We start from the raw sequence: 18,631 nt of genomic DNA on the forward strand, positions 1-18,631 counted from the left end.
GAGTGGCGGAGGCGCCGGCCACGGCGTTGCGTACGGTTGTACGCAACGTTGTGTACGATCGTACGCATGGTGTACCTGACCCTGGCCGGCGCGATCGCCTCCGAGATCGCCGCCACCACGTGCATGAAGTTCAGCGACGGTTTCAGCAGGCTGTGGCCGTCGCTCGGGACGGCCGCCGGGTACCTGTTCGCCTTCCTCCTGCTCGCCCGGACCCTCAAGGAGATGGACGTCGGCACGGCCTACGCCATCTGGTCCGGCGCGGGCACCGCCGTGGTCGCGGTGATCGGCGTGCTCTTCCTGGGGGAGGCCGCCAACGCGGCCCGGATCGCCGGGATCCTCCTGGTGATCGCGGGGGTCGTCGTCCTCAACCTCGGGGGAGCGTCCCACTGATGCCCCGCCGCTACGACCCGGAGCGCCGCGACCGCATCGTGGCCGCCGCCGTGCGCGTCGTCGCCGCGCGCGGCCTCGGGGCGCTCAGCCACCGGGCGGTCGCCGCCGAGGCGGACGTCCCGCTCGGCTCCACGACGTACCACTTCGCGACCCTCGACGACCTGCTGGTGGAGGCGGTGCGCAGCACCGCGCGGGAGTGGCTGGACGGCCTGGCCGCGTGGGAGCGGGAGCTGCCCCCGGACGCACCGCTCGCCGACGCCGTCGCGGATCTCGTCGGGGAGGCCCTGGCCGGCGACCGCTCGCGCCTGGAGCTGGAGTACGAGCTCTACGCCGCCGCCCTGCGCCGTCCGGCCGTCCGCCCCGTCGCCGCCGAGTGCGTCGCCGAGATGGTGCGGACCGTCCACCGGCGCACGGCCGACGAGGCCACCGCCCGCGCCCTCGTCGCCCTGCTCGACGGGCTGCTGCTGCAGCATCTGGTGAGCGGCAGGCCCTTCGACCGGGCCGAGGTGCGGGACGCGGTGGCGCGGCTCGCCGGGTGCGGGCGTCCGCCGGGCGGCCCGGGAGACGGCACCCGGGACTCCGGTTCGCCTTGAGCGGGCCCCTCCGGTTAGGTTTTCGGACATGACCGATGCTGCTGTCCCCCTCCCCCAGGCTCTCGACTCCGCTCGGGCAGGGGGTACCCCCGTCCCCGGTGCCGTCGCCGCCGGCCTCGCCACGATCGCCGCCGACGGCACCGTCCTCGACACCTGGTTCCCGGCCCCCGCGCTGGCCGACGCGCCCGGCCCGTCCGGCACCGAGGAGCTGACCGCCGAGCTCGCCGCCGAGCTGCTGGGCGAGTCCGCCCTCGCGGCGGTCGGCCCGGACGCCCGCCGCGGCGTCACGGTCGTCGCGGTCCGCACGGTCATCGCCTCGCTCGACGAGAAGCCGCTCGACGCGCACGACGCCTACCTCCGGCTGCACCTGCTGTCGTCCCGGCTGGTCCAGCCGCACGGCGCCAACCTCGACGGTGTGTTCGGCCTGCTGGCCAACGTCGCCTGGACCTCGCTCGGCCCGGTCGCCGTCGACCAGGTCGAGACCGTGCGCCTGAACGCCCGCGCGGAGGGCCTGCACCTCCAGGTCACCAGCATCGACAAGTTCCCGCGCATGACCGACTACGTCGTCCCGTCCGGCGTCCGCATCGGCGACGCCGACCGCGTCCGCCTCGGCGCCCACCTCGGCCGCGGCACGACCGTCATGCACGAGGGCTTCGTCAACTTCAACGCGGGCACGCTGGGCACCTCCATGGTCGAGGGCCGCATCAGCGCGGGCGTCGTCGTCGGCGACGGCAGCGACATCGGCGGCGGCGCCTCCACCATGGGCACCCTCTCCGGCGGCGGCAAGCAGATCATCTCCGTCGGCAAGAACTGCCTGCTGGGCGCCGAGTCCGGCATCGGCATCGCGCTCGGCGACGAGTGCGTGGTCGAGGCCGGCCTCTATGTGACCGCCGGCACCCGGGTCACCCTGCCGGACGGCGAGATCGTCAAGGCGCTGGAGCTCTCCGGCGCCAACAACATCCTCTTCCGCCGCAACTCCACCACGGGTGCCGTCGAGGCCCGCCCGTACAAGAGCACCTGGGGCGGGCTCAACGAGGCCCTGCACAGCCACAACTGACGCACCTCGCACAAGCGGCCGTACGGCGGATTTCCGCGGTGCGGCCGCTCTGGCGTGTCCCGGAGCGGCTGCGCCACCATGGGAGCCGTCCGGTCCACGGGAAGTCCCGCCGACCCACGGGAGGCGTCATGAAGCTCGGCAAACCACTGGCCGTCGGCTTCGCCGAGGAGCCCCAAGAGGCCGAAGAGACTGTGGGGACGACGGGGACGGCGCGGACGACGGGGACGGCGCGGACGACGGGGACGGCAGAGGCCGAGAGCTTCGCCGTCGCCCCCGACCGGGTGCCCGAAGAAGCCGTCCCGGCCGGGCGATGAGGCTGCGGCTCCCCCAGGAGCGCCCCGCCGAGCCGCCCACCGGCTACAAGATCGCCTACCCGGTGCTCTCCCGGGACGGCGCCCGGGCCGGCTTCACCGGCGTCTCCCTGGGCGGCGGCGCCCCCTACGGCGTCCTGGACGACGCGCACTGCGTCTACGGGCGGCGGCACCGCGCCCCGGCCCGCCGCTGCGACTGCGGTTTCCACTGCCTCCACTCGGCCGAGGCGGCGCTGGGCCTCACCTGCGCCGGGCAGCACCGCCGGGCGGTCGTCCTGGAGGTGAGCGTCCTCGGCCCGTACATCCGCTACGAGCGCGGGATGCGCTACGGCCGCCAGCGGGTGCGTGCCGTCCGGGTGGGGCCGTGCGCCTGCGGGCGGACCGCGACGCGGTTCACGGACGCGGACTGGGGGCTGCCGGGGTGGCGGGTGGTCGCGGCGGACTGCGGCGGGTGCGGGCCGGTCCGCGCGGGGGTGTCGCTCGCGGAGTTCGCGCGGCTGGCGGGCGAGGGCGTCACGATCGTCGCGGAGGACGCGGCCGGGCCGTATGAAGAGGCTGCCGACGCGTCCGTTCCGGAGCTGTTCGCGGAGGCGGCGCTGTTGCAGGCGCGACTGGACTGGTTCCAGGGGCAGTTGGCGAAGCTCGGCGGCCGGTCCGGGGTATGAGGCGCCCCCGGCCGGCCGCGCCGGGCGGGAGCTACTGTGTCGCCCGGAAGGCCTTGAGCAATCGCTCGGTCCGCTCGGCATCCGCCGCCCGCAGCGGCGCCCGCACCGGTCCGCCCGGCAGTCCCAGCGCCCCCAGCAGCGCCTTGGCCGTCACCGTTCCCGGCAGCCCGTCGGCCATCATCAGCTCGATCAGCGGCAGGGCCCGCCGGTGCCGCCGGGCCGCCTCCTCGTGCGCGCCCGCCTCGAACGCGTCCAGCGCGGCGGCCAGCAGCGGGCCCGCCACGTTCGCGACCGTGCTGACGTACCCCACCGCGCCCACGGAGCGCAGCGGGAGGTTGAGTTCCTCGCTGCCCGAGTAGTAGGCGAGTCCGGTCCTCGCGATGACCTTGGCGCTGCCCAGCAGGTCGTAGGAGCAGTCCTTCACGCCCTCGATACGCGGGTGTTCGGCCAGCCGCAGCATGGTCTCGGCCTCGATGCGGGTGCCGGTGCGCGCGGGGATGTCGTAGAGCATCACCGGCACCCCGACCGCGTCGGCCACCGTCCGGAAGTGCTCCTCGACGGCGTCCTGCGGCGGGCGGCTGTAGTACGGCGTCACCACCAGGACCCCGTCCGCCCCGGCCGCCTCGGCGGCGCGGGCGAGTTCGACGGTGTGCCGGGTGTCGTTGGAGCCGACGCCCGCCGTGATCCGGGCCCGGCTGCCGACGGCCTCGGTGACGGCCCTGACGAGCGCTTCCTTCTCGGCGCCGGTGGTGGTCGGCGACTCCCCGGTGGTCCCGCTGAGCACCAGCCCGTCGCAGCCGCCCGCGCCGACGAGGTGGTCGGCCAGGCGCTGCGCGCCGTCGAGGTCGAGTTGGCCGTCGGGGGTGAAGGGGGTCACCATCGCGCAGACGGTACGGCCGAAGGGGCTGGTGGGCGGCATGGCGTCACACTCCGGAATCGGGAGAACTCGGTAACTCGGTCCGATTCTGGGCTCCTTCGACCGTACAGGTCCATTGACTCGTTCTACGCCGACAATTCAGCGCTGCTAAAGGGATCCCTGCTCAAAGGGTGTTACGGCGTCCAGCGCAGCACCTGCGGGTCGTGGTCGCTCGCCTGGTCGGCGAACTCCGCGTTGATGTGGACGATGTCGTAGTCCGTGCGCTTGCCGCTCTTGCCGGCCTTGCCGCGTGCGCCGTTCCTCCCGTTCATGGCGGGGCTGGTCAGGATGTGGTCCAGCACCTGGGAGTTGCCCTGGTAGACGTAGCCGTACCGCTCCTTCGCGGGCAGCAGGCCGACCAGGTCGGTCAGCACCCCGCCGGAGGTGAGCGTGGTGAGCGCGGGGGAGAACTGGTAGTCGTTGAGGTCGCCCGCGACGATCACCTTGGCCTTGCGGTCCGCGGCGAGGAGCTGCTTCACAAAGGTGTTGACGGCCTTGGACTGCTTGCCGCGCTGGACCTCGGAGGTGCGGGCGGGCGGCTGGAAGCGGCTGTCGAGGCCCTGGTCGCCGCCCTTGGAGTTGAAGTGGTTGGCGATGACGAAGACCCGCTCGCCGCGGAAGGTGAACTGGCCGGCCAGCGGCTTGCGGCTGTTCTCCCACGCCTCGTTCGCCGGGTCGACGCGGCCGGGCGAGGCGGACAGTGCGGCCCTGCCGTGGTCGCGGACGACCTTCACCGCGGTGGTGGAGTCGCCGCCCTTCGCGTCCGTGAAGCTCACGCGCGCCGGGTTGAAGAGGAAGGCGGTCCGTATGTTGCCGCCGGGCTGGCCGCCGTCCTTGCCGTCCACCGGGTCGATCTGCCGCCACTCGTACCGCGGCCCGCCCGCCTTCGCGACGGCGTCGGTGAGCTTCTTCAGTGTCGCCCCGGCGCCGACGGTCCCGTCGTTCTTGGCGCCGCTGTCGTCCTGGACCTCCTCCAGGGCGACGATGTCGGGCGAGGCGAGGTTGGTCACCAGGGCCGAGGCCAGCCGGTCGAACTTCGTCTGCGGGTTCTGGGGCGCGAGGTTCTCGACGTTGTACGTGGCGACGGCGAGCTCGCCGGTCCGCTGCTTGCGGGTGGTCTCACGCTTGAGCCCCCGGTCGGCGAGCGTGCCGAGCTCGGTGGCCTGGAGCGCGTAGCCGCCGTAGTTGTCGTAGTCCAGCGGCCCCGCCGTGACGCCGGTCAGCTGGTCGCCCACGTTCGCGACCGGGAACGGCCGCTGCGCGAAGGGGAGCAGTGAGGTGACCTTCACCCGGCCCGCGTTGGGGTCGGCGTACGAGCCGTAGAGCACCCCACCGCGCGCGGTGCGGTGGTGGCGGGGGTCGGCGGTGACCCAGAGGTCCTTGTGGCTGCTCGTGGCGCCGGTGACCGGGGCGTCGCGGACCGCGACCCGCATGCCCTCCAGTGACTCGAAGCGGTCGAGCGCGTAGCGGCCGGGGCGCAGCGGCAGCTTCTCGATCGAGCCGCCGCGGTTCGACGGCGCGTAACTCTCGGGCAGCGTCTTTGCGTTGAGGGTGAAGGCGGCGGGCAGGGCGTTGCCGGAGGAGGCGACGGTCCAGGTGGCCTTGGTGAGCTCGGTGACCGACTGGAGTCCGGCGGACTCGCCGCCCGGGTAGTACTCGGTGACCGTGCCCGAGACGAGCACCGCGTCGCCGACGGTGACGGATGGGGTCGTCGGGCCCGTGTAGACGAAGACCGCCTCGCTGGTGGCGTCGTCGCCGTCGGGCCGCGGGTCTTGGAACCAGAAGCCGCGGGCGGAGCCGAAGGAACGTATCGCCGTGACGACGCCCGGCACCTCGGACACCTGCTTCCCCGCGAGGGGGGAGAGGCGGGTGGTGCCCTGGATGTCGTGGATACGGGTGCCGGTGGCGCCGCTGGTGCCGCTGGTGCCGGTCGCGTCCGCGGTGGGGGCGGTGAGCAGGCCGGCCGCGAGTGCCGCGGTGATGAGGGTGCCGGTGGTGACGGTTCTGCGGCTGGGACGGCTGGGACGGCTGGGACGGCTGATGCGACTGGTACGGCCGATACGGCTGTTACGGCGCCGACTGCTGGGCACGGAAGCCTCCGGAGGACGGATGTGAGGGGTGGGAGTGGTGCCGGTGGTCCGCCGGGACGCGCGGACCCACTTCTACGCGCGTCAATTTCTTGCGTGAACACGTCAGTTGTCAAGGTCGTGCGGGTGTACGGCCCCCTACGGGTCGGTGAACCGGGCGACGGGTGGGGAAAGCCGTCTACGCTGGGGCGGTACGTGCGCCGTCGGCGACCCCTGTGCGCTCGCCGCCCGTGGGAAGTGGCCGGGGCCACGCCAACTTCGATCATGACCTTCGTCACGCCCGCACCCCGGCACGCCCCGTGCCGTCACCCCGAGGAGATGACCCCCCTGATGCCCGCAGACCGCCCGACCATGCCGCCGGTGCGGCTCCACTCCGACGCGGAGCTCGCGCGCGACGCGCTCTCCGCGCCGCTGTTCGCCCGCGCCGCCCGACTGGCCCGCTGGGCCGGCGAGGGCACCCCGGTCGGCGCGGGCGGCGAACTGCTCGCCGAACAGCTGCGCACCGCGACCGGACTGCTCGGGCTGGAGGGCGACGAGGACGGCCCCGCACACACCGCCGAGGCGTGGCAGCTCGCGCTGGACACGGGCCTGGTGGAGTTCACCGAGCGGGAGGACGCCGACACCCTGACGTCGGACGAGCCCAGCGGCACCGCCGTCGCGGGCGAGGAGCTGACCACGCTCACCTCGGGCAGCCCGCAGGACGTCCTCGACCTGTGGCTCGGCGGCCTGGAGACGGTCATGGCCGACGCGGCGGCCCCCGACCTCGCCGACATCGTCGACCAGATCTCCGAGGGCGGCGACCTCGACCTCGACGCCGTCGACTGGAACCCCGAGGAGGAGGCGGACTTCCTCGACGGCGTCCTCGGCAACCTCTACCTGCTGACCGCGCTGGACGAGGGCGCCGCCGAGCGGCCCGTCCCGCTGCCGGCGCTCGCCGCCTCCATGATCGTCCCCGACGACATGGACGAGCCCACCGACGACATCCTCGAAGAGGTCTCCGACGCGATGATGCGCCTGGACGACCAGTTCCGGCTGCTCGCCCCGACCGGCCTGGTGGACTACCAGCCCGTCGACGAGGCCCTGATCGAGGAGGTCGACGGCGAGGGCCACATCCGCGAATCGGTGGACGGCGTGGCCTCCGACGCCCCCGAGGAGGAGGACGTCACCCGCTACGGCATGGTCGCCCTCACCCCCCTCGGCCTCTTCGCCGTCCGCACCCGCATGCTGGAGGCCGGCGTCGACGCCCCCGCCGTCGGCGACCTGGCCGAGAAGGACGCCGCCGCCCTCCTCACCGCCCTCCCCGGCCACCCCACCTCCGCCGCCCGCGCCGAGGCCGAACTCTGGCTCGCCCGCCGCGACGCCCCCACCGCCGCCCGCGAACTCCTCGCCGCCGCCCGCGGCGACGACGAGTCCGCCCCCCTCCGCCGCCTCGCCTGCCAGCAGGCCCTCTCCCTCGTCCCCGCCGCCGCCGAGCCCGCCCTCCGCGAGGTCCTCGACGACGGGCAGCTCGGCGGGCTCGCCCGGGTCTGGCTCGCCGAGCGCGGCGCCTCCGACATTCCGGAGCCGGGGGAGGCGATGGTCTTCTGGCTCACCGTCGACACGATTGCCGCGCAGCTCGCGACGGAGGGGGATTCGGAGGAGCTGCGGGAGCTGGTGCAGGGGCTGGTGGGGCAGCACAGTGGGTTCTTCGACTCGGTGTGGCGAGTCGATCATCCGTCGACGGGGGATGTGCTGGAGGCGATGGGGCGGTTGCACCCCGATAAGAAGGTTGCCAAGGCGGCTCGGAAGGCGGCGTTCAAGGCGCGGTCGCGGGGGTGAAACCGCGCTGCGCGCCGTTGTCCTCAATCGCCGGACGGGCTGACTTCAGCCCGTCCGGCGATTGAGGACGCGCGCCGCAGGCGCGCTCTGGGGGTGTGGGGGCGCAGCCCCTGCAAGAAACGGTGAAAGGGCGGGACCGGGGCACCCCCCCCGCGCGTCAGCGCACCCGCAACGCCACCGCGATCGACTCGGCGATCGGAGTCGTCGGCCGCCCGATGAGCCGCCGAAGCTCACCACTGGTGCCCGAAAGAACGCCCCGCGCAGCCGCGACATCAACCCCGACGAGCGCGGCGGCGACAGGCGCGGGCACCCCGGCGTCGACAAGCACGGCCTGGTGCTCCGCGGGCGGCAGACTGCGGTGAACGACCGGCTTCCCGCTCTGCCGGCCCACCTCGGCCGCATACTCGTCGAGGCTCCAGGCAACGTCCCCGCTCAGCTCGTAAGCCCGCCCGAGATGCCCCTCACCGGTCAGTACGGCGGCGGCCGCCGCCGCGTAGTCCGCCCGGGCGGCCGAGGCCACCCGCCCCTCACCGGCGCTGGAGAGGACGGCGCCGTGCTCCAGGACGGGACCGAGGTTCTCGGTGTAGTTCTCGGAGTACCAGCCGTTGCGCAGGAAGGTGTACGGGACGCCGGAGTCCAGGACGGCCTGCTCGGTGGCCTTGTGCTCGTCGGCGAGGTCGAAGTCGGCGTCGGGGCCGCCGAGTATGCCGGTGTAGGCGAACTGCGCGACACCGGCCGCGGCCGCGGCCCGGACGACGGCCGTGTGCTGGGCGACCCGCCTGCCCATCTCGTTGCCGGAGATCAGCAGGACCCGGTCGCCGCCCCGGAACGCCTCCTTCAGGCTCTGCGGGTCGTTGTAGTCCGCGGTCCGCACGGTGACACCGCGATCGGCGAGGCCGGCGGCAGCGGCGGGGTTCCGGACCACGGCGACGACCTGGTCGGCCGGGACCTTGGCCAGCAGTTCCTCGACGACGAGCCGTCCGAGCTTTCCGGTGGCAGCGGTGACAACGATGCTCATGAATCCTCCAGGGGCGAGTGATGACGGGTGAGGGGAGAAGCGCGCTCCGTCACACTCACCCTAGGAGGTGTACTAACTCCTGGTGAGTACCCACTTTGAAGTAAGCTCCTGTCATGGACGTAAGGGAAGAGGCGGCCACCCCACCCCTGCACCCCCTGGGACCGGAGTTCGCCGACGTCAACATCGCGGACTGCCCGTCGCGGCTGATCCTCGAACACATCACCAGCCGCTGGGGCACCCTGGCGCTCGCCGCCCTCCTGGACGGCTCCCACCGCTTCGGTGAACTGCGCCGCCGCATCGGCGGGGTCAGCGAGAAAATGCTCGCCCAGACCCTCCAGACCCTGGAGCGCGACGGCTTCGTGCACCGGCACGCGCATGCCTTGATCCCGCCGCGCGTCGACTACACGCTGACCGCGCTCGGCGAGCAGGCGGCGCGGCAGGTGTGGACGCTGGCCCGGTGGGTCGAGGGGCACGTACCGGAGGTCGTGGCGGCGCAGGAGGGGTACGACGCGCGACGGGAGTGAACCGGGTCACGCGGGTGCCCGCTCGCCACCCGCGCCGCCGGGCGGTCAGAGCCCGAAGGGCGCCGCGTACCGGATCGTCCCGGCGGGCAACGGCCGGTCGGTGAGTCCCAGCACCATCATCGCCTCGTCCGGCACCTCGAACGGGGCCCGGATCCCGTGCGCGGACGCCCGGCCGAAGCCGAACTTCGGGTAGTACTCCGGGTGCCCGAGCACCGTGACGGCGTGCTCGCCGCGTGCCCGCGCCGCCTCCAGGACCGCCCGGACGGCCGCGGTCCCGGCGCCCGTCCGCTGGTACGCGGGCAGGACGGCGACGGGGGCCAGACAGAGCGCCGGCTCCTCGCCGATGTGGCAACGCGTCAGCAGCGCGTGGCCGACGGGGGTGCCGTCCGGAGTCAGCGCGACCACGGACAGGCCGGGGATCCACGCGGGATCGGCCCGCAGCGCGTCGACGAGGTCCGCCTCCAGGGGCGTCTCGAACGCGGCGAGTTCGATCGCGCGCACCGCGGCGACGTCGGCGTCGGTCTCGGGGCGGGTGGTCCACAGTCCTTCGGGCCGGTTCATCAGGGGTAGCCGTTCGTTCGGTCGCGGGTACGGGCGGTCAACTGTACGGACCCGCAGGGGCGGTCGGCGGGAGCCACTGCGGGTCCGCCGCGCCCCCGAGGCAAGCGGGGGCGACCCCTAGGGGGCGGCGGAAGAAGGATCAACCCGCGTGGTGACGCGCTGACCACCGGGCGGCGGCGAGGATGGTGCACGCACCGGAACACCCTTGACCTCCCGCACTGGAGAACGCACCTCCCATGGCTCGGAACCGCACATCCCTCATCGCTCTCTCCGCGGCCGCGCTGGCCGGCCTCCTGGCGACGGGCTGCTCGCTCGCCGACGGCCCGACCAAGAAGGCCGAGCGCACGTACACGGTGGACGGCAAGGTCACCGCCGTCGAGGCGGAGACCTTCGGGGGCGACATCACCGTGCGTCCGGTCGACAAGGGCGGCAAGGTCCGCGTGACGGAGAAGTACGAGTACGCGGGCAACAAGCCGAACCCGGAACACGAGCTGAAGGACGGCCGGTTCACGCTGCGGAAGACCGACTGCGGAAACTCCGGGCAGCGGTGCACGGTCCATATCACCGTGCTGGCGCCGCCCACCGTGTCCGTCCACCTCAAGACCTCCGGCGGCAACCTCACCGTCAACGGGACGTCCGGGCCCGTCGTCGCGGAGACCAGCGGCGGCGACGTACGGGTCGAGAACTCCGCCTCCCGCTCGGTGACCGCGCGTACCAGGGGCGGGGACGTCACGACCGAGTTCACCGCCGTACCCGACCGGGTGGACGACAGCACGCGGGGCGGCGACGTCCGGGTCCGGCTGCCCCAGGGCTCCTACGCGGTGGAGGCCACCACGTCGGGTGGCAAGCGGAAGGTTACCGTCCCGTCGGACGACAGCTCCTCGCACAAGATCAAGGCGCACACGCAGGGCGGGAACGTCACGGTCACCTCGTAGAGGGGGAGTTGAGTGGAGGGCGTCATCATTCCCACATTCCGAGACGGAGAGCGCACATAAGCCTCGAATCGCCGTAGAACACCCTCCGTTGAGGGACCCGTCGGCCCTTGCGCGCGGCCGAAAAGGCGTACTGGACAACGGATTGCCCGTTGTGCCAGACGGTCCGCCCGGGGGCGGGCGGGCGGCGGTGGACAGGCTCCGGGGTGTGTGTGCCTGCCAGGTGAAGGCCCAAGGCAGTAGCGACTCTTCGGCCATTCGCCCGATTCCTTACTGAGCGACCTGTTCCGGTTGGTGTCGAGGGATATTGCCGTGTTGACTTCTTGAGTGGGTCGGTGAACGTGGGGTACACAAGTGGCGTTTGCCGCCCACAGGGGCAAGAGAAAGGGAAGTGATGCCACAAAGTCCCTTGCCGGAAACGCTGCCCGAGACCCATGAGGTCATCCGGAGCAGGACCGTTCTCCGGAATTACGCGCCCGAGCCCATCGATGACGAACTCATCGACCGGATGCTGGAATGCATGCTCGCCGCGCCCACCGCCTCCAACAAGCAGGCCTGGTCGTTCGTTGTGGTCCGCGACCCGGAGAACGTACGGCGCCTGCGGGCCTTTTCCCCCGGAATCATCGGCACCCCGGCGTTCGTCGTCGTCGCCTGCGTCGACCGCCGCCTGACGGCCGGGTTCACCGGAGAGATCTCCCGGAAGATCTACGAGACCTCGAAGCTCTGCGTGGCCATGGCCGTGGAGAACCTGCTCCTCTCCGCGCACGCTCTCGGCTTCGGCGGCTGCCCGGTGAGCAGCTTCCGGGAGGAGGTCCTGCGCCGGCTCCTCGGCCTCCCGGACCCGCTCGAACCCGTACTGCTCGTGCCCGTCGGGCGCCCCGCGCAGCCCCCCGTGCCGTCCGACCGCCGAAACAAGAACGAGGTGATCAGCTATGAAGTCTGGGGAAACCGTGGCGCCGCAGAACCGACTGCATGAGGACATCGCCCTCCTCGCCGCCTATCTGCTGAGCAGCGGCCGGGGACTGCTCGACGAGCCCGCCGACTACGGCGCGTTCCGCTGCGCCGACGCGGCCCGCCGGACGCTGGAGATCCTGGAGAGCGCCGGTGGCAGCACCCCCGGGCTCACCGAGGTGCGCGAGCGCCTGGACGGTCTCATGTTCGCGCCCATGGGCGGCGACGTGAACCTCGGCCAGGTGCTGGACGAACTCTGTCTGAAGATGGCGGAAACACTGAAGAACGCCTCCTCCGCCTGATCCCGAGCGGAAACACCGAACCCCCCAGAGGAGAACCGAACATGTCGCCGCATGTGCTGACGGAGGCTTCCCGCATCGAGATGCACGGGGAGCCGCTCGGCGAGAACTGCCGGCGTATCGTGCCGCGCGGAGAGCACGCCCTCATAGGAATAAGCGCCGGCAACAGCTATTTCAACCAGGACCGCCTCACCGCCCTCCTGTTATGGGCCGAGAGGGAATTCCGGGAGATCGACGTCGTCTACGTCGACACCGCGTTGGACACCATGCTTCTCGCCGACGGCCGCACCCCCCAGAGCGCCGCCAAATCCGTCAAGGCGACCCTCCGCGACGTCCGGCGGCGCATCAAGCGGTCCCTGGAGCGGCTCGGCCCCCAGGCCGACCGGTTCCGCGTCCGCGCCCTGTCCGAACTCATGGACCTCCCCGCCTACCAGGCCGTCCGCCGGCAGACCGACCGCGCCTTCGCGGAGGACGCGGAGTTCGCCACCACCTGCCGCGCCATGGTCCAGGACATCCTCGACAACCGTTCCGGCGCCGTCACGGAGGCCCATCTGCGGGCCGGCCTGGAGTACGTCCAGGCCGAAGCGCCCCTCTTCACCGACTGCCCGGCCATCTTCGGCGTCTCCACCTCGGTCGTCCTGTACCACATGGAGACGCCCATCTCCGCCTACCTCGCGGGCTCCCCCGAGGGCTTCCGTGCCGCCCCGGGCCAGGCGTTCGCCATCGTCCGCCCGAGGGAGATGTCGCTCGCGGGCGCGTGAACGCCTGCGGGGCCCGCGCCCTCGGGTGAGCGCGCCTGCGGCGCGCGTCCTCAAACGCCGGACGGGCTGACTTCAGCCCGTCCGGCGTTTGAGGACAAGCGGCGAAGCCGCTTTCACGGGGTCCGGGGCAGAGCCCCGTGAAACGGTGAAAGGGCGGGACAGGGGCACAGCCCGCCGCAGGCGTCAAAAGCCCCCGAGGTCGGCGGAGACCCAGTGCTCCGGCCGCATGCGGATGATCACATGCCCCCCAAGCCGCGTCCGGTCGAATTCGACGAAATCATCAACCTTGTCCTCCGGGAGATACCGCGCGGCCATCTCCCGCGACCGCTCAGGACTGTCCTCCTCCACCCCGGTCACCGGCCCCTCCACCGACACGTAGCGCACCGTCGGCTCCGTCCGCTGCACCATCAGACTGAAGCGCCCCGCACCCCGGATCGCCCGCGCCTTCCTGGAGTCGGGCCCGGTCCGCACCCACAGCTCGCCACCCGGCGCGTACTGGTACCAGATGGGGACGGTCAGCGGCGCGCGCTCCGGCCGTTCGGCCACCGACAGCGCACCGATGTGAGGCTCCGCCAGAAACAGTTCTCGTTCCCGCATCGTCAGCGTCATGCGGCCGACCCTAACGACGGCGGGCGGCTACGGGAGCGTGGCGATCCGGCGAGTTCCGAAAGGAGCCCCGCATGGACGGGCTCAGTCTCCCGGCGGGTGGAGCGCCGGCCTCACCGCCTTGGCCGCCCTCGGCTACCGCAGAGGCGCCCTCGCCCCCGTCGGCGAGGCCGCCGGGAAGGGCGGTCGGAACGCCACTGCCGGAAGCGGTTGTGAACGGTCGGCCAGGCGCCGAACTCCGTCGGCATCTCCCGCCACTGCCCGCCCCCGTCTGCAGAACCTGCTTCTGCCCCATGAGCGCCCCTCGCCGTACTCACCACTATTCCTTGGCCCAGTACGCGGCCCGCACCTCCCCTTCCACGAAGTCCCGGCGCGGCAGACACAGGCCGAGGGACTCCTCCAAGGCGTGGAAGTACAGCTCGAACGTGTCGGTCAGTCCGGGGTGGTCCAGCTCGGCACGGCGCACGGCCCGGTTGAGGAAGTCCAGCTCGCCGCCCCGCAGATAGGGGGCACGGCCACGCTCGTACGAGATCAGCTCCAGCATGCCCCAGTCGTCGTCGACGCGGCGACCGTCCCGTATGTAGTCGAAGGTGTAGATGGCCTTCGCGGAGGTGGCGGTCAGCCACACGCTCTCCTCGATCCCGAGCGCCGCGTATGCCTCTTTGTCGGCGAAGGACCCCGGCGGCATGTCGTGGTAGAGCAGGAACGTCCACCCGTTTGCCTGCCCGAAACAGCAGCTCTCCCACTGGCGGTCCCAGTGGGTCCGGCCGCTGTCCACGGACTGCAGGTCCTTCAGGCGCGTGCCGGCCGCGACCTGCGCGGGATCGGCCCCGTACAACAGGGCCAGCCGCTCGGCGTCGACGGTTCGCCCGGGCGCCGCGCGGAAGAAGGCAAGGATCGTGTACGGGTGCTGCTCACGCCAGGACCTTGCGATCCAGGCGAGCCCCTCCCACGGGTCGCCCCCGCACGCCTCGACCGTCCCCGTGCCGTCCAGGCCGCCGGTGCGGAACCGTCTGCCCCACTCCGGATCGATCCGCTCCAGCGCGACGGCCGTCTCCTCGGGGCTACCGCTGTGCCGGCCTATCGCAGCCTCTGCGATCAGGTAAAGCACCTGTTCAAGGTCTCGGGTCGCAAAGACCTCCCCGTAGGGGTCATGGCCACGCACCGTGCCGTCCTCGTCCACCAGCAGACACAGGCTGCCGCCCTCCGCCTCCTCGGCGCGCTCGGCCCACGCATCCAGCTCGTCGTCCGAGAGAGCCACGGGCGGCAGCCCGACCTCGTGGAGCAGGGCGTGTCCGGCGGCCGTCCGCTGCCAGGCCTCCGCAAGTGTCTGCTTGGTGATTGCCATGGCGTCAGCATAAGAAGGGCCACTGACAACCGGCCGATCCTCGCGGCCGGTCAACTCCCGTCGTTCAGGACCGGTATGGGCCCCGTCCGGCGCCGGGGCGGGCCCGAAAGGCGTCAACGCCAGCGTGAAGGCGTTCGCAGGCGCCAAGGTCTCCGCCGCCGGAGGCGCGGAGGTCGGCAGTATTGGCGTCGGCGGTAGGGCCGAGGCATGGGCCGGCTCGGGCGTGGAAGCCAAGGTGACCTTCGAGAAGGGGGAGGACGGCAAGTTCCGTGGTGGACACGGCTGGCGACATCAAGGACGGCATCGTCGGCCTGGTCACCTGATGTACTTATGCGAAAGGAGGGGCCGCAATGCCCACAACACTGCCGGTGCCGATCGAATTCAGTCTGCCGGAGGGTTGGCGACCCGCCCCGCCGGACGAAGTCGGCGCTCCCGGCGTGGCCTTCGTCGTGCTGCACCCGCAGCCGGACGCCGGGTTCACGGCCAACATCACCATCGACGGCGACTTCTGGCCGGACGAGGCGATGCCGGCCGACGTGGCCGACGAGGCGGTGCAGCGTTTGCGCGAGATCGCCGAGTCCGTGGCGGTGACCAGTCGCGGTGAGCTCGGCTCCGGAGCCGAGCCCGGTCTGGTCCAGAGGCTGACGCTGTCGGCTGTCACCGGCGGTGCGCGCCGCGACCTCGTGCAGGCTCAGGTCTACCTGGCCATGCTGGATCCCGGCAGTTCGCACAAGCGTGCGGTGATCCGACTGATCCTGACCTCCACTGCGGCGCAGGAGGGCAGTGTCGTAGGCGACTTCCAGGAGTTTCTGCGCACGGTTCGCCCGGACACCAGGGCGGGGGCGTAGCGATGGGCCGATTCTGGGACAAGTACACGGGCACCCGGCACCCCGGCAGCGATATGGCACCGCTGCCCGCCGCCGAGCTGCGGTCCGCGCTGCTCGCGCTCAACGGCCCGGACGTGCCATATGTCGTACGCGATGCTCCTTCCAAGGAGAAGGCGGACTTGGTGGCGGAGTGGCGGATCGAGGAACCCGCTTGGCACACCTTCTTCGCCCGGAGCCGGTTGGACCGGCAGTTCCGGATTCGGATGCGACTGGTCCCGGGGAGGCACGAGGTGCGCACCCTCGACCAGCAATGGGAGGTGACATGGGTCGGCGACACGCCCAGGATCGCCACGTCGGCAGAGTACGGCCATGGGGCGATGACCACGGTCTCCAAGCAGTGGACGTACGAGCGGGGGCCCGACGGCCGTCGGCGAATGGTCGAGACGTTCGGCTTCGACTCGCGGGAGATGAAGAACCCTCTGCGTGACACAGTCCTCGGCGCCGGATGGGTCTGGCGTGGAGCAGTTTTCAGCCTGTGACCGGCCATCTCGGAGGCTGACGGCGCAAGATCCCACCTGACCTCGCCGTTTCAGTTGGGGTTGTTGAGTGGCTGAGCGAGTTGTTCGAGGCCGTGTCGGCCGGTGGACATGGTGAGGGCCCGGCGCGGTGGTCGGGTTCTCCAAGGTCCTTCGTGTCGGGGGTGGCCGGGGCGGTTGGTCAGTTGGCGTGGCGTGGCGGGACGGGGTAGGGCGGCGAGGCGGTGGGAGGCGGCGGCGAGGTCTTCAGGGCCAGGTCGCCCCTATCCGCAGGTGGAGGCGGCGGCCGCCGCGGGTGAGGCGGGCGGCGACGTGCAGGAGCCGGTAGTGGAGTTTCTTGGGGTCGGCGGTCGCGAGTTCGCCGTCCAGGAGGAGGACGCGGGTCCAGGCGAGGAGGTCGATGGCTGCGAGGGTGAGTTCCGATCCATGCGGTGCTGACGGCGAGTTTGGGACGTGAACCAATACCCTGCACGCAGAAAGTGCCTTCCGCTGGACCGACAGAACCCCTCGACAAGGTTCATCATCTCAGCGCAGAAGTCACTTTCGCGTTACCGCACAGAACCCGCTACCCGCGCCAAGTGCAACGGCGAGGCCAGGGCTCGTCCTGCGGATCGTGGGTCGAGCCAGGGCCGGACCGAGGCGAGGGCCGGGCCAGTGCCCTAATCGTGTTGACCACCCCCGGCAGGCAGTGCTGGAGTCGGCACGTGGACAGCATCCCCGCCAACCGGCGGCTCTGGAACCAGATCAGCAGCGCCTACCAGCACGAGCACGACCCGCGAATCGGCGCCACACCCCGGCTGTGGGGCATGTACTCCATCCCCGACGCGCACCTGCACGCCCTGGGCGACGTCACCGGCAAGCGCGTCCTCGAACTCGGCTGCGGCGCCGGCCAGTGGTCCAGAGCGCTCGCCGCCGAGGGCGCCACGGTGGTCGGGCTCGACCTGTCCGAGGCCCAACTCGCCGCAGCAGCCCGCGCGATGGGAGCGGACCGCTACTCGCTGGTGCAAGGCGCCGCCGAACAACTCCCCTTCGCCGCCGACAGCTTCGACCTGGTGTTCTGCGACTTCGGTGGGCTCAGCTGGGCGCCCCCGCATCTGGCCGTCCCGCAGGCCGCACGCGTCTTGGGCCGAGGCGGGCGCCTGGTGTTCAACGTCGCCAGTCCATGGTTCGAAGCTTGCTACGACGAAGCCGCCGGCCGCGTGACCACGACGCTGCAGAAGGACTACTTCGGGCTGAACACCATCGCCGAAGACGACGGCGCGACCAGCTATCAGCTCACCTATGGCGACTGGGTCAAGGTCCTGCGCGGCGCGGGTCTCATCATCGACGACCTCATCGAGCCGCGGCCCGAACGTGGAACACCCAACGGCTACAACGAGACCGACCCACCCGACTGGGCACACCGCTGGCCGGCGGAACTGCTCTGGGTAACCCACAAACCGTAAGTTCCGCCGAGCCGAGCCGAGCCGAGACGTGAAGGCATTCCCTCGCCGGAAAGGCTCTAGGGCCTGTCTGACAAATGATTAACCCGTGGACTCGCGGAGCCAGAGGATCAAGGAAGCCAGGACAACTCCGGCACGGTAGCGGTCGCCGAGCTTGTCGAACCGGGTCGCGATCGCGCGGAACTGCTTGAGGCGGGCGAAGCATCGTTCGACGACGTTGCGGTCGCGGTAGGTGACCTTGTCGAAGGCCGGCGGCCGGCCGCCGAGGGCTCCGCGTCGGCGGCGGTTCGCCGCCTGGTCGCGGCGCTCGGGGATCGTGGCAGCGATGCCCCGGCGCCTCAGCAGATGACGGATGGACCTGCTGGAATACGCCTTGTCACCCAGCACACGGTCCGGTGTCGTGCGCGGGCGGCCCGTGCCGAGGCGCGGGGTGCGGATGCCGTCGAGGACCTGGCCGAACGCCGTAGCGTCGTTGACGTTGCCGGGCGTGAGCACAATCGACAGGGGCAGGCCCCGGCCATCGACGGCGAGATGGACTTTGGTGGTCAGCCCGCCTCGGGAGCGGCCGAGGGCCTGGCGCGCCTGCGAGCGGCCCGGAACTTCCAGTTCGTCCCCGTTCGCATCCCCTTTTTGCGGGCGCCGACTGCGTGCTGGTGGGCTCGGTTGATGGTGGAGTCGACGGAGACGGTCCATTCCACCCGGCCCACCGCGTCATCGCGGACCTGAACATGCTCCAGCAACCGTGCCCAGGTGCCGTCCGCCTCCCAGCGGGCGAACCGCTCGTAGACGGTCTGCCACGGCCCGAACCGGTCGGGAAGATCCCGCCACGGAGCCCCGGTCCGCAGCCGCCACAGCACCCCGTTGACCACCTGCCGGTGATCACGCCACGGACGGCCCCGTCCGTCCACCTGAGGCAAAAGGGGCTCCATCCGCCTCCATGCCGCATCCGTCAACTCACCTCGACCTGCCACAAGATCAATTATCAGACC

General features: G+C 71.5%; 20 protein-coding genes and 2 pseudogenes. 14 read left to right on the plus strand and 8 right to left on the minus strand.

Annotated elements, in window-relative coordinates; all coding sequences use genetic code 11:
• Positions 1–66 precede the first annotated feature (66 nt).
• The 5 genes from HN013_RS19215 (at position 67) to HN013_RS19235 (ending at position 3,016) form a co-directional block, all read left to right on the plus strand.
• The gene (locus HN013_RS19215; protein WP_171167820.1) at positions 67–390 is read left to right on the plus strand and encodes a multidrug efflux SMR transporter; all 324 of its coding nucleotides are present in this window, start codon (positions 67–69) and stop codon (positions 388–390) included.
• Positions 390–983, plus strand: a complete 594-nt coding sequence (locus HN013_RS19220) for a TetR/AcrR family transcriptional regulator (protein WP_171167822.1) — start codon at positions 390–392, stop codon at positions 981–983. Before HN013_RS19215 ends, HN013_RS19220 begins: the two co-directional genes overlap by 1 nt.
• A gap of 28 nt (positions 984–1,011) precedes the next feature.
• Positions 1,012–2,040, plus strand: a complete 1,029-nt coding sequence (gene dapD, locus HN013_RS19225; protein ID WP_171167824.1) for a 2,3,4,5-tetrahydropyridine-2,6-dicarboxylate N-succinyltransferase — start codon at positions 1,012–1,014, stop codon at positions 2,038–2,040.
• Between the two features lie 128 nt (positions 2,041–2,168).
• The gene (locus tag HN013_RS19230; protein ID WP_171167826.1) at positions 2,169–2,354 is read left to right on the plus strand and encodes a hypothetical protein; all 186 of its coding nucleotides are present in this window, start codon (positions 2,169–2,171) and stop codon (positions 2,352–2,354) included.
• Positions 2,351–3,016: a hypothetical protein gene (locus HN013_RS19235; protein ID WP_171167828.1), complete on the plus strand. Its 666-nt coding sequence runs from the start codon at positions 2,351–2,353 to the stop codon at positions 3,014–3,016. The genes HN013_RS19230 and HN013_RS19235 overlap by 4 nt, the downstream gene beginning before the upstream one ends.
• A 31-nt stretch (positions 3,017–3,047) precedes the next feature.
• On the opposite strand, the gene dapA is transcribed toward HN013_RS19235, so the two are convergent.
• Complete coding sequence (dapA, locus tag HN013_RS19240) at positions 3,048–3,935, minus strand: 4-hydroxy-tetrahydrodipicolinate synthase (protein WP_171167830.1); 888 nt, start codon at positions 3,933–3,935, stop codon at positions 3,048–3,050.
• 131 nt (positions 3,936–4,066) lie between these two features.
• Positions 4,067–5,974, minus strand: a complete 1,908-nt coding sequence (locus HN013_RS19245; RefSeq protein ID WP_171167943.1) for an endonuclease/exonuclease/phosphatase family protein — start codon at positions 5,972–5,974, stop codon at positions 4,067–4,069.
• Between the two features lie 375 nt (positions 5,975–6,349).
• On the opposite strand from HN013_RS19245, the gene HN013_RS19250 reads away from it, so the two are divergent.
• Positions 6,350–7,837, plus strand: a complete 1,488-nt coding sequence (locus tag HN013_RS19250; RefSeq protein ID WP_171167832.1) for a hypothetical protein — start codon at positions 6,350–6,352, stop codon at positions 7,835–7,837.
• Between the two features lie 157 nt (positions 7,838–7,994).
• On the opposite strand, the gene HN013_RS19255 is transcribed toward HN013_RS19250, so the two are convergent.
• Positions 7,995–8,855, minus strand: a complete 861-nt coding sequence (locus HN013_RS19255; RefSeq protein ID WP_171167834.1) for an NAD(P)H-binding protein — start codon at positions 8,853–8,855, stop codon at positions 7,995–7,997.
• A gap of 113 nt (positions 8,856–8,968) precedes the next feature.
• Here HN013_RS19255 and HN013_RS19260 point away from each other — a divergent pair, with 113 nt between their 5' ends.
• Positions 8,969–9,379 carry a helix-turn-helix domain-containing protein gene (locus tag HN013_RS19260; protein WP_171167836.1) on the plus strand — a complete coding sequence of 137 codons (411 nt, stop codon included), beginning with the start codon at positions 8,969–8,971 and terminating at the stop codon, positions 9,377–9,379.
• A gap of 45 nt (positions 9,380–9,424) precedes the next feature.
• Here HN013_RS19260 and HN013_RS19265 read toward each other — a convergent pair whose 3' ends face one another.
• The gene (locus HN013_RS19265) at positions 9,425–9,940 is read right to left on the minus strand and encodes a GNAT family N-acetyltransferase (RefSeq protein WP_171167838.1); all 516 of its coding nucleotides are present in this window, start codon (positions 9,938–9,940) and stop codon (positions 9,425–9,427) included.
• A 236-nt stretch (positions 9,941–10,176) separates the two neighbouring features.
• Here HN013_RS19265 and HN013_RS19270 point away from each other — a divergent pair, with 236 nt between their 5' ends.
• From HN013_RS19270 to HN013_RS19285, 4 genes are all read left to right on the plus strand, one after another.
• Positions 10,177–10,875, plus strand: coding sequence for a DUF4097 family beta strand repeat-containing protein (locus tag HN013_RS19270; protein ID WP_171167840.1), 699 nt, complete (start codon positions 10,177–10,179; stop codon positions 10,873–10,875).
• A gap of 391 nt (positions 10,876–11,266) precedes the next feature.
• Positions 11,267–11,848, plus strand: coding sequence for a nitroreductase family protein (locus HN013_RS19275; RefSeq protein WP_171167841.1), 582 nt, complete (start codon positions 11,267–11,269; stop codon positions 11,846–11,848).
• Positions 11,805–12,125 carry a DUF6092 family protein gene (locus HN013_RS19280; protein ID WP_171167843.1) on the plus strand — a complete coding sequence of 107 codons (321 nt, stop codon included), beginning with the start codon at positions 11,805–11,807 and terminating at the stop codon, positions 12,123–12,125. Before HN013_RS19275 ends, HN013_RS19280 begins: the two co-directional genes overlap by 44 nt.
• 41 nt (positions 12,126–12,166) lie before the next feature.
• Positions 12,167–12,883, plus strand: a complete 717-nt coding sequence (locus HN013_RS19285) for a tRNA-dependent cyclodipeptide synthase (RefSeq protein WP_171167851.1) — start codon at positions 12,167–12,169, stop codon at positions 12,881–12,883.
• 183 nt (positions 12,884–13,066) lie between these two features.
• On the opposite strand, the gene HN013_RS19290 is transcribed toward HN013_RS19285, so the two are convergent.
• Positions 13,067–13,492, minus strand: coding sequence for a pyridoxamine 5'-phosphate oxidase family protein (locus HN013_RS19290; protein ID WP_171167854.1), 426 nt, complete (start codon positions 13,490–13,492; stop codon positions 13,067–13,069).
• A 316-nt stretch (positions 13,493–13,808) separates the two neighbouring features.
• Positions 13,809–14,837, minus strand: a complete 1,029-nt coding sequence (locus HN013_RS19295) for a hypothetical protein (protein ID WP_171167856.1) — start codon at positions 14,835–14,837, stop codon at positions 13,809–13,811.
• A gap of 350 nt (positions 14,838–15,187) precedes the next feature.
• Here HN013_RS19295 and HN013_RS19300 point away from each other — a divergent pair, with 350 nt between their 5' ends.
• Both HN013_RS19300 and HN013_RS19305 read left to right on the plus strand, forming a co-directional pair.
• Positions 15,188–15,685 (plus strand): hypothetical protein, encoded by a 498-nt coding sequence (locus HN013_RS19300; protein WP_171167857.1) that lies wholly within the window; start codon positions 15,188–15,190, stop codon positions 15,683–15,685.
• 2 nt (positions 15,686–15,687) lie between these two features.
• Complete coding sequence (locus HN013_RS19305; RefSeq protein WP_171167859.1) at positions 15,688–16,203, plus strand: hypothetical protein; 516 nt, start codon at positions 15,688–15,690, stop codon at positions 16,201–16,203.
• A gap of 197 nt (positions 16,204–16,400) precedes the next feature.
• Here HN013_RS19305 and HN013_RS19310 read toward each other — a convergent pair.
• Positions 16,401–16,617: pseudogene (locus HN013_RS19310) on the minus strand (transposase); the annotation flags it as partial.
• A gap of 287 nt (positions 16,618–16,904) precedes the next feature.
• Between HN013_RS19310 and HN013_RS19315 the strand changes: the two are divergent.
• On the plus strand, positions 16,905–17,645 hold the full coding sequence (locus HN013_RS19315) for a class I SAM-dependent methyltransferase (RefSeq protein WP_171167860.1): 741 nt from the start codon (positions 16,905–16,907) through the stop codon (positions 17,643–17,645).
• 56 nt (positions 17,646–17,701) lie between these two features.
• On the opposite strand, the pseudogene HN013_RS19320 reads toward HN013_RS19315, so the two are convergent.
• Positions 17,702–18,613 (minus strand): annotated as a pseudogene (locus HN013_RS19320) (IS5 family transposase).
• Positions 18,614–18,631: the final 18 nt, after the last annotated feature.

The sequence above is a fragment of the Streptomyces sp. I05A-00742 genome (assembly GCF_013055795.1).
In the GTDB taxonomy this organism is placed as follows: Bacteria; Actinomycetota; Actinomycetes; order Streptomycetales; family Streptomycetaceae; genus Streptomyces.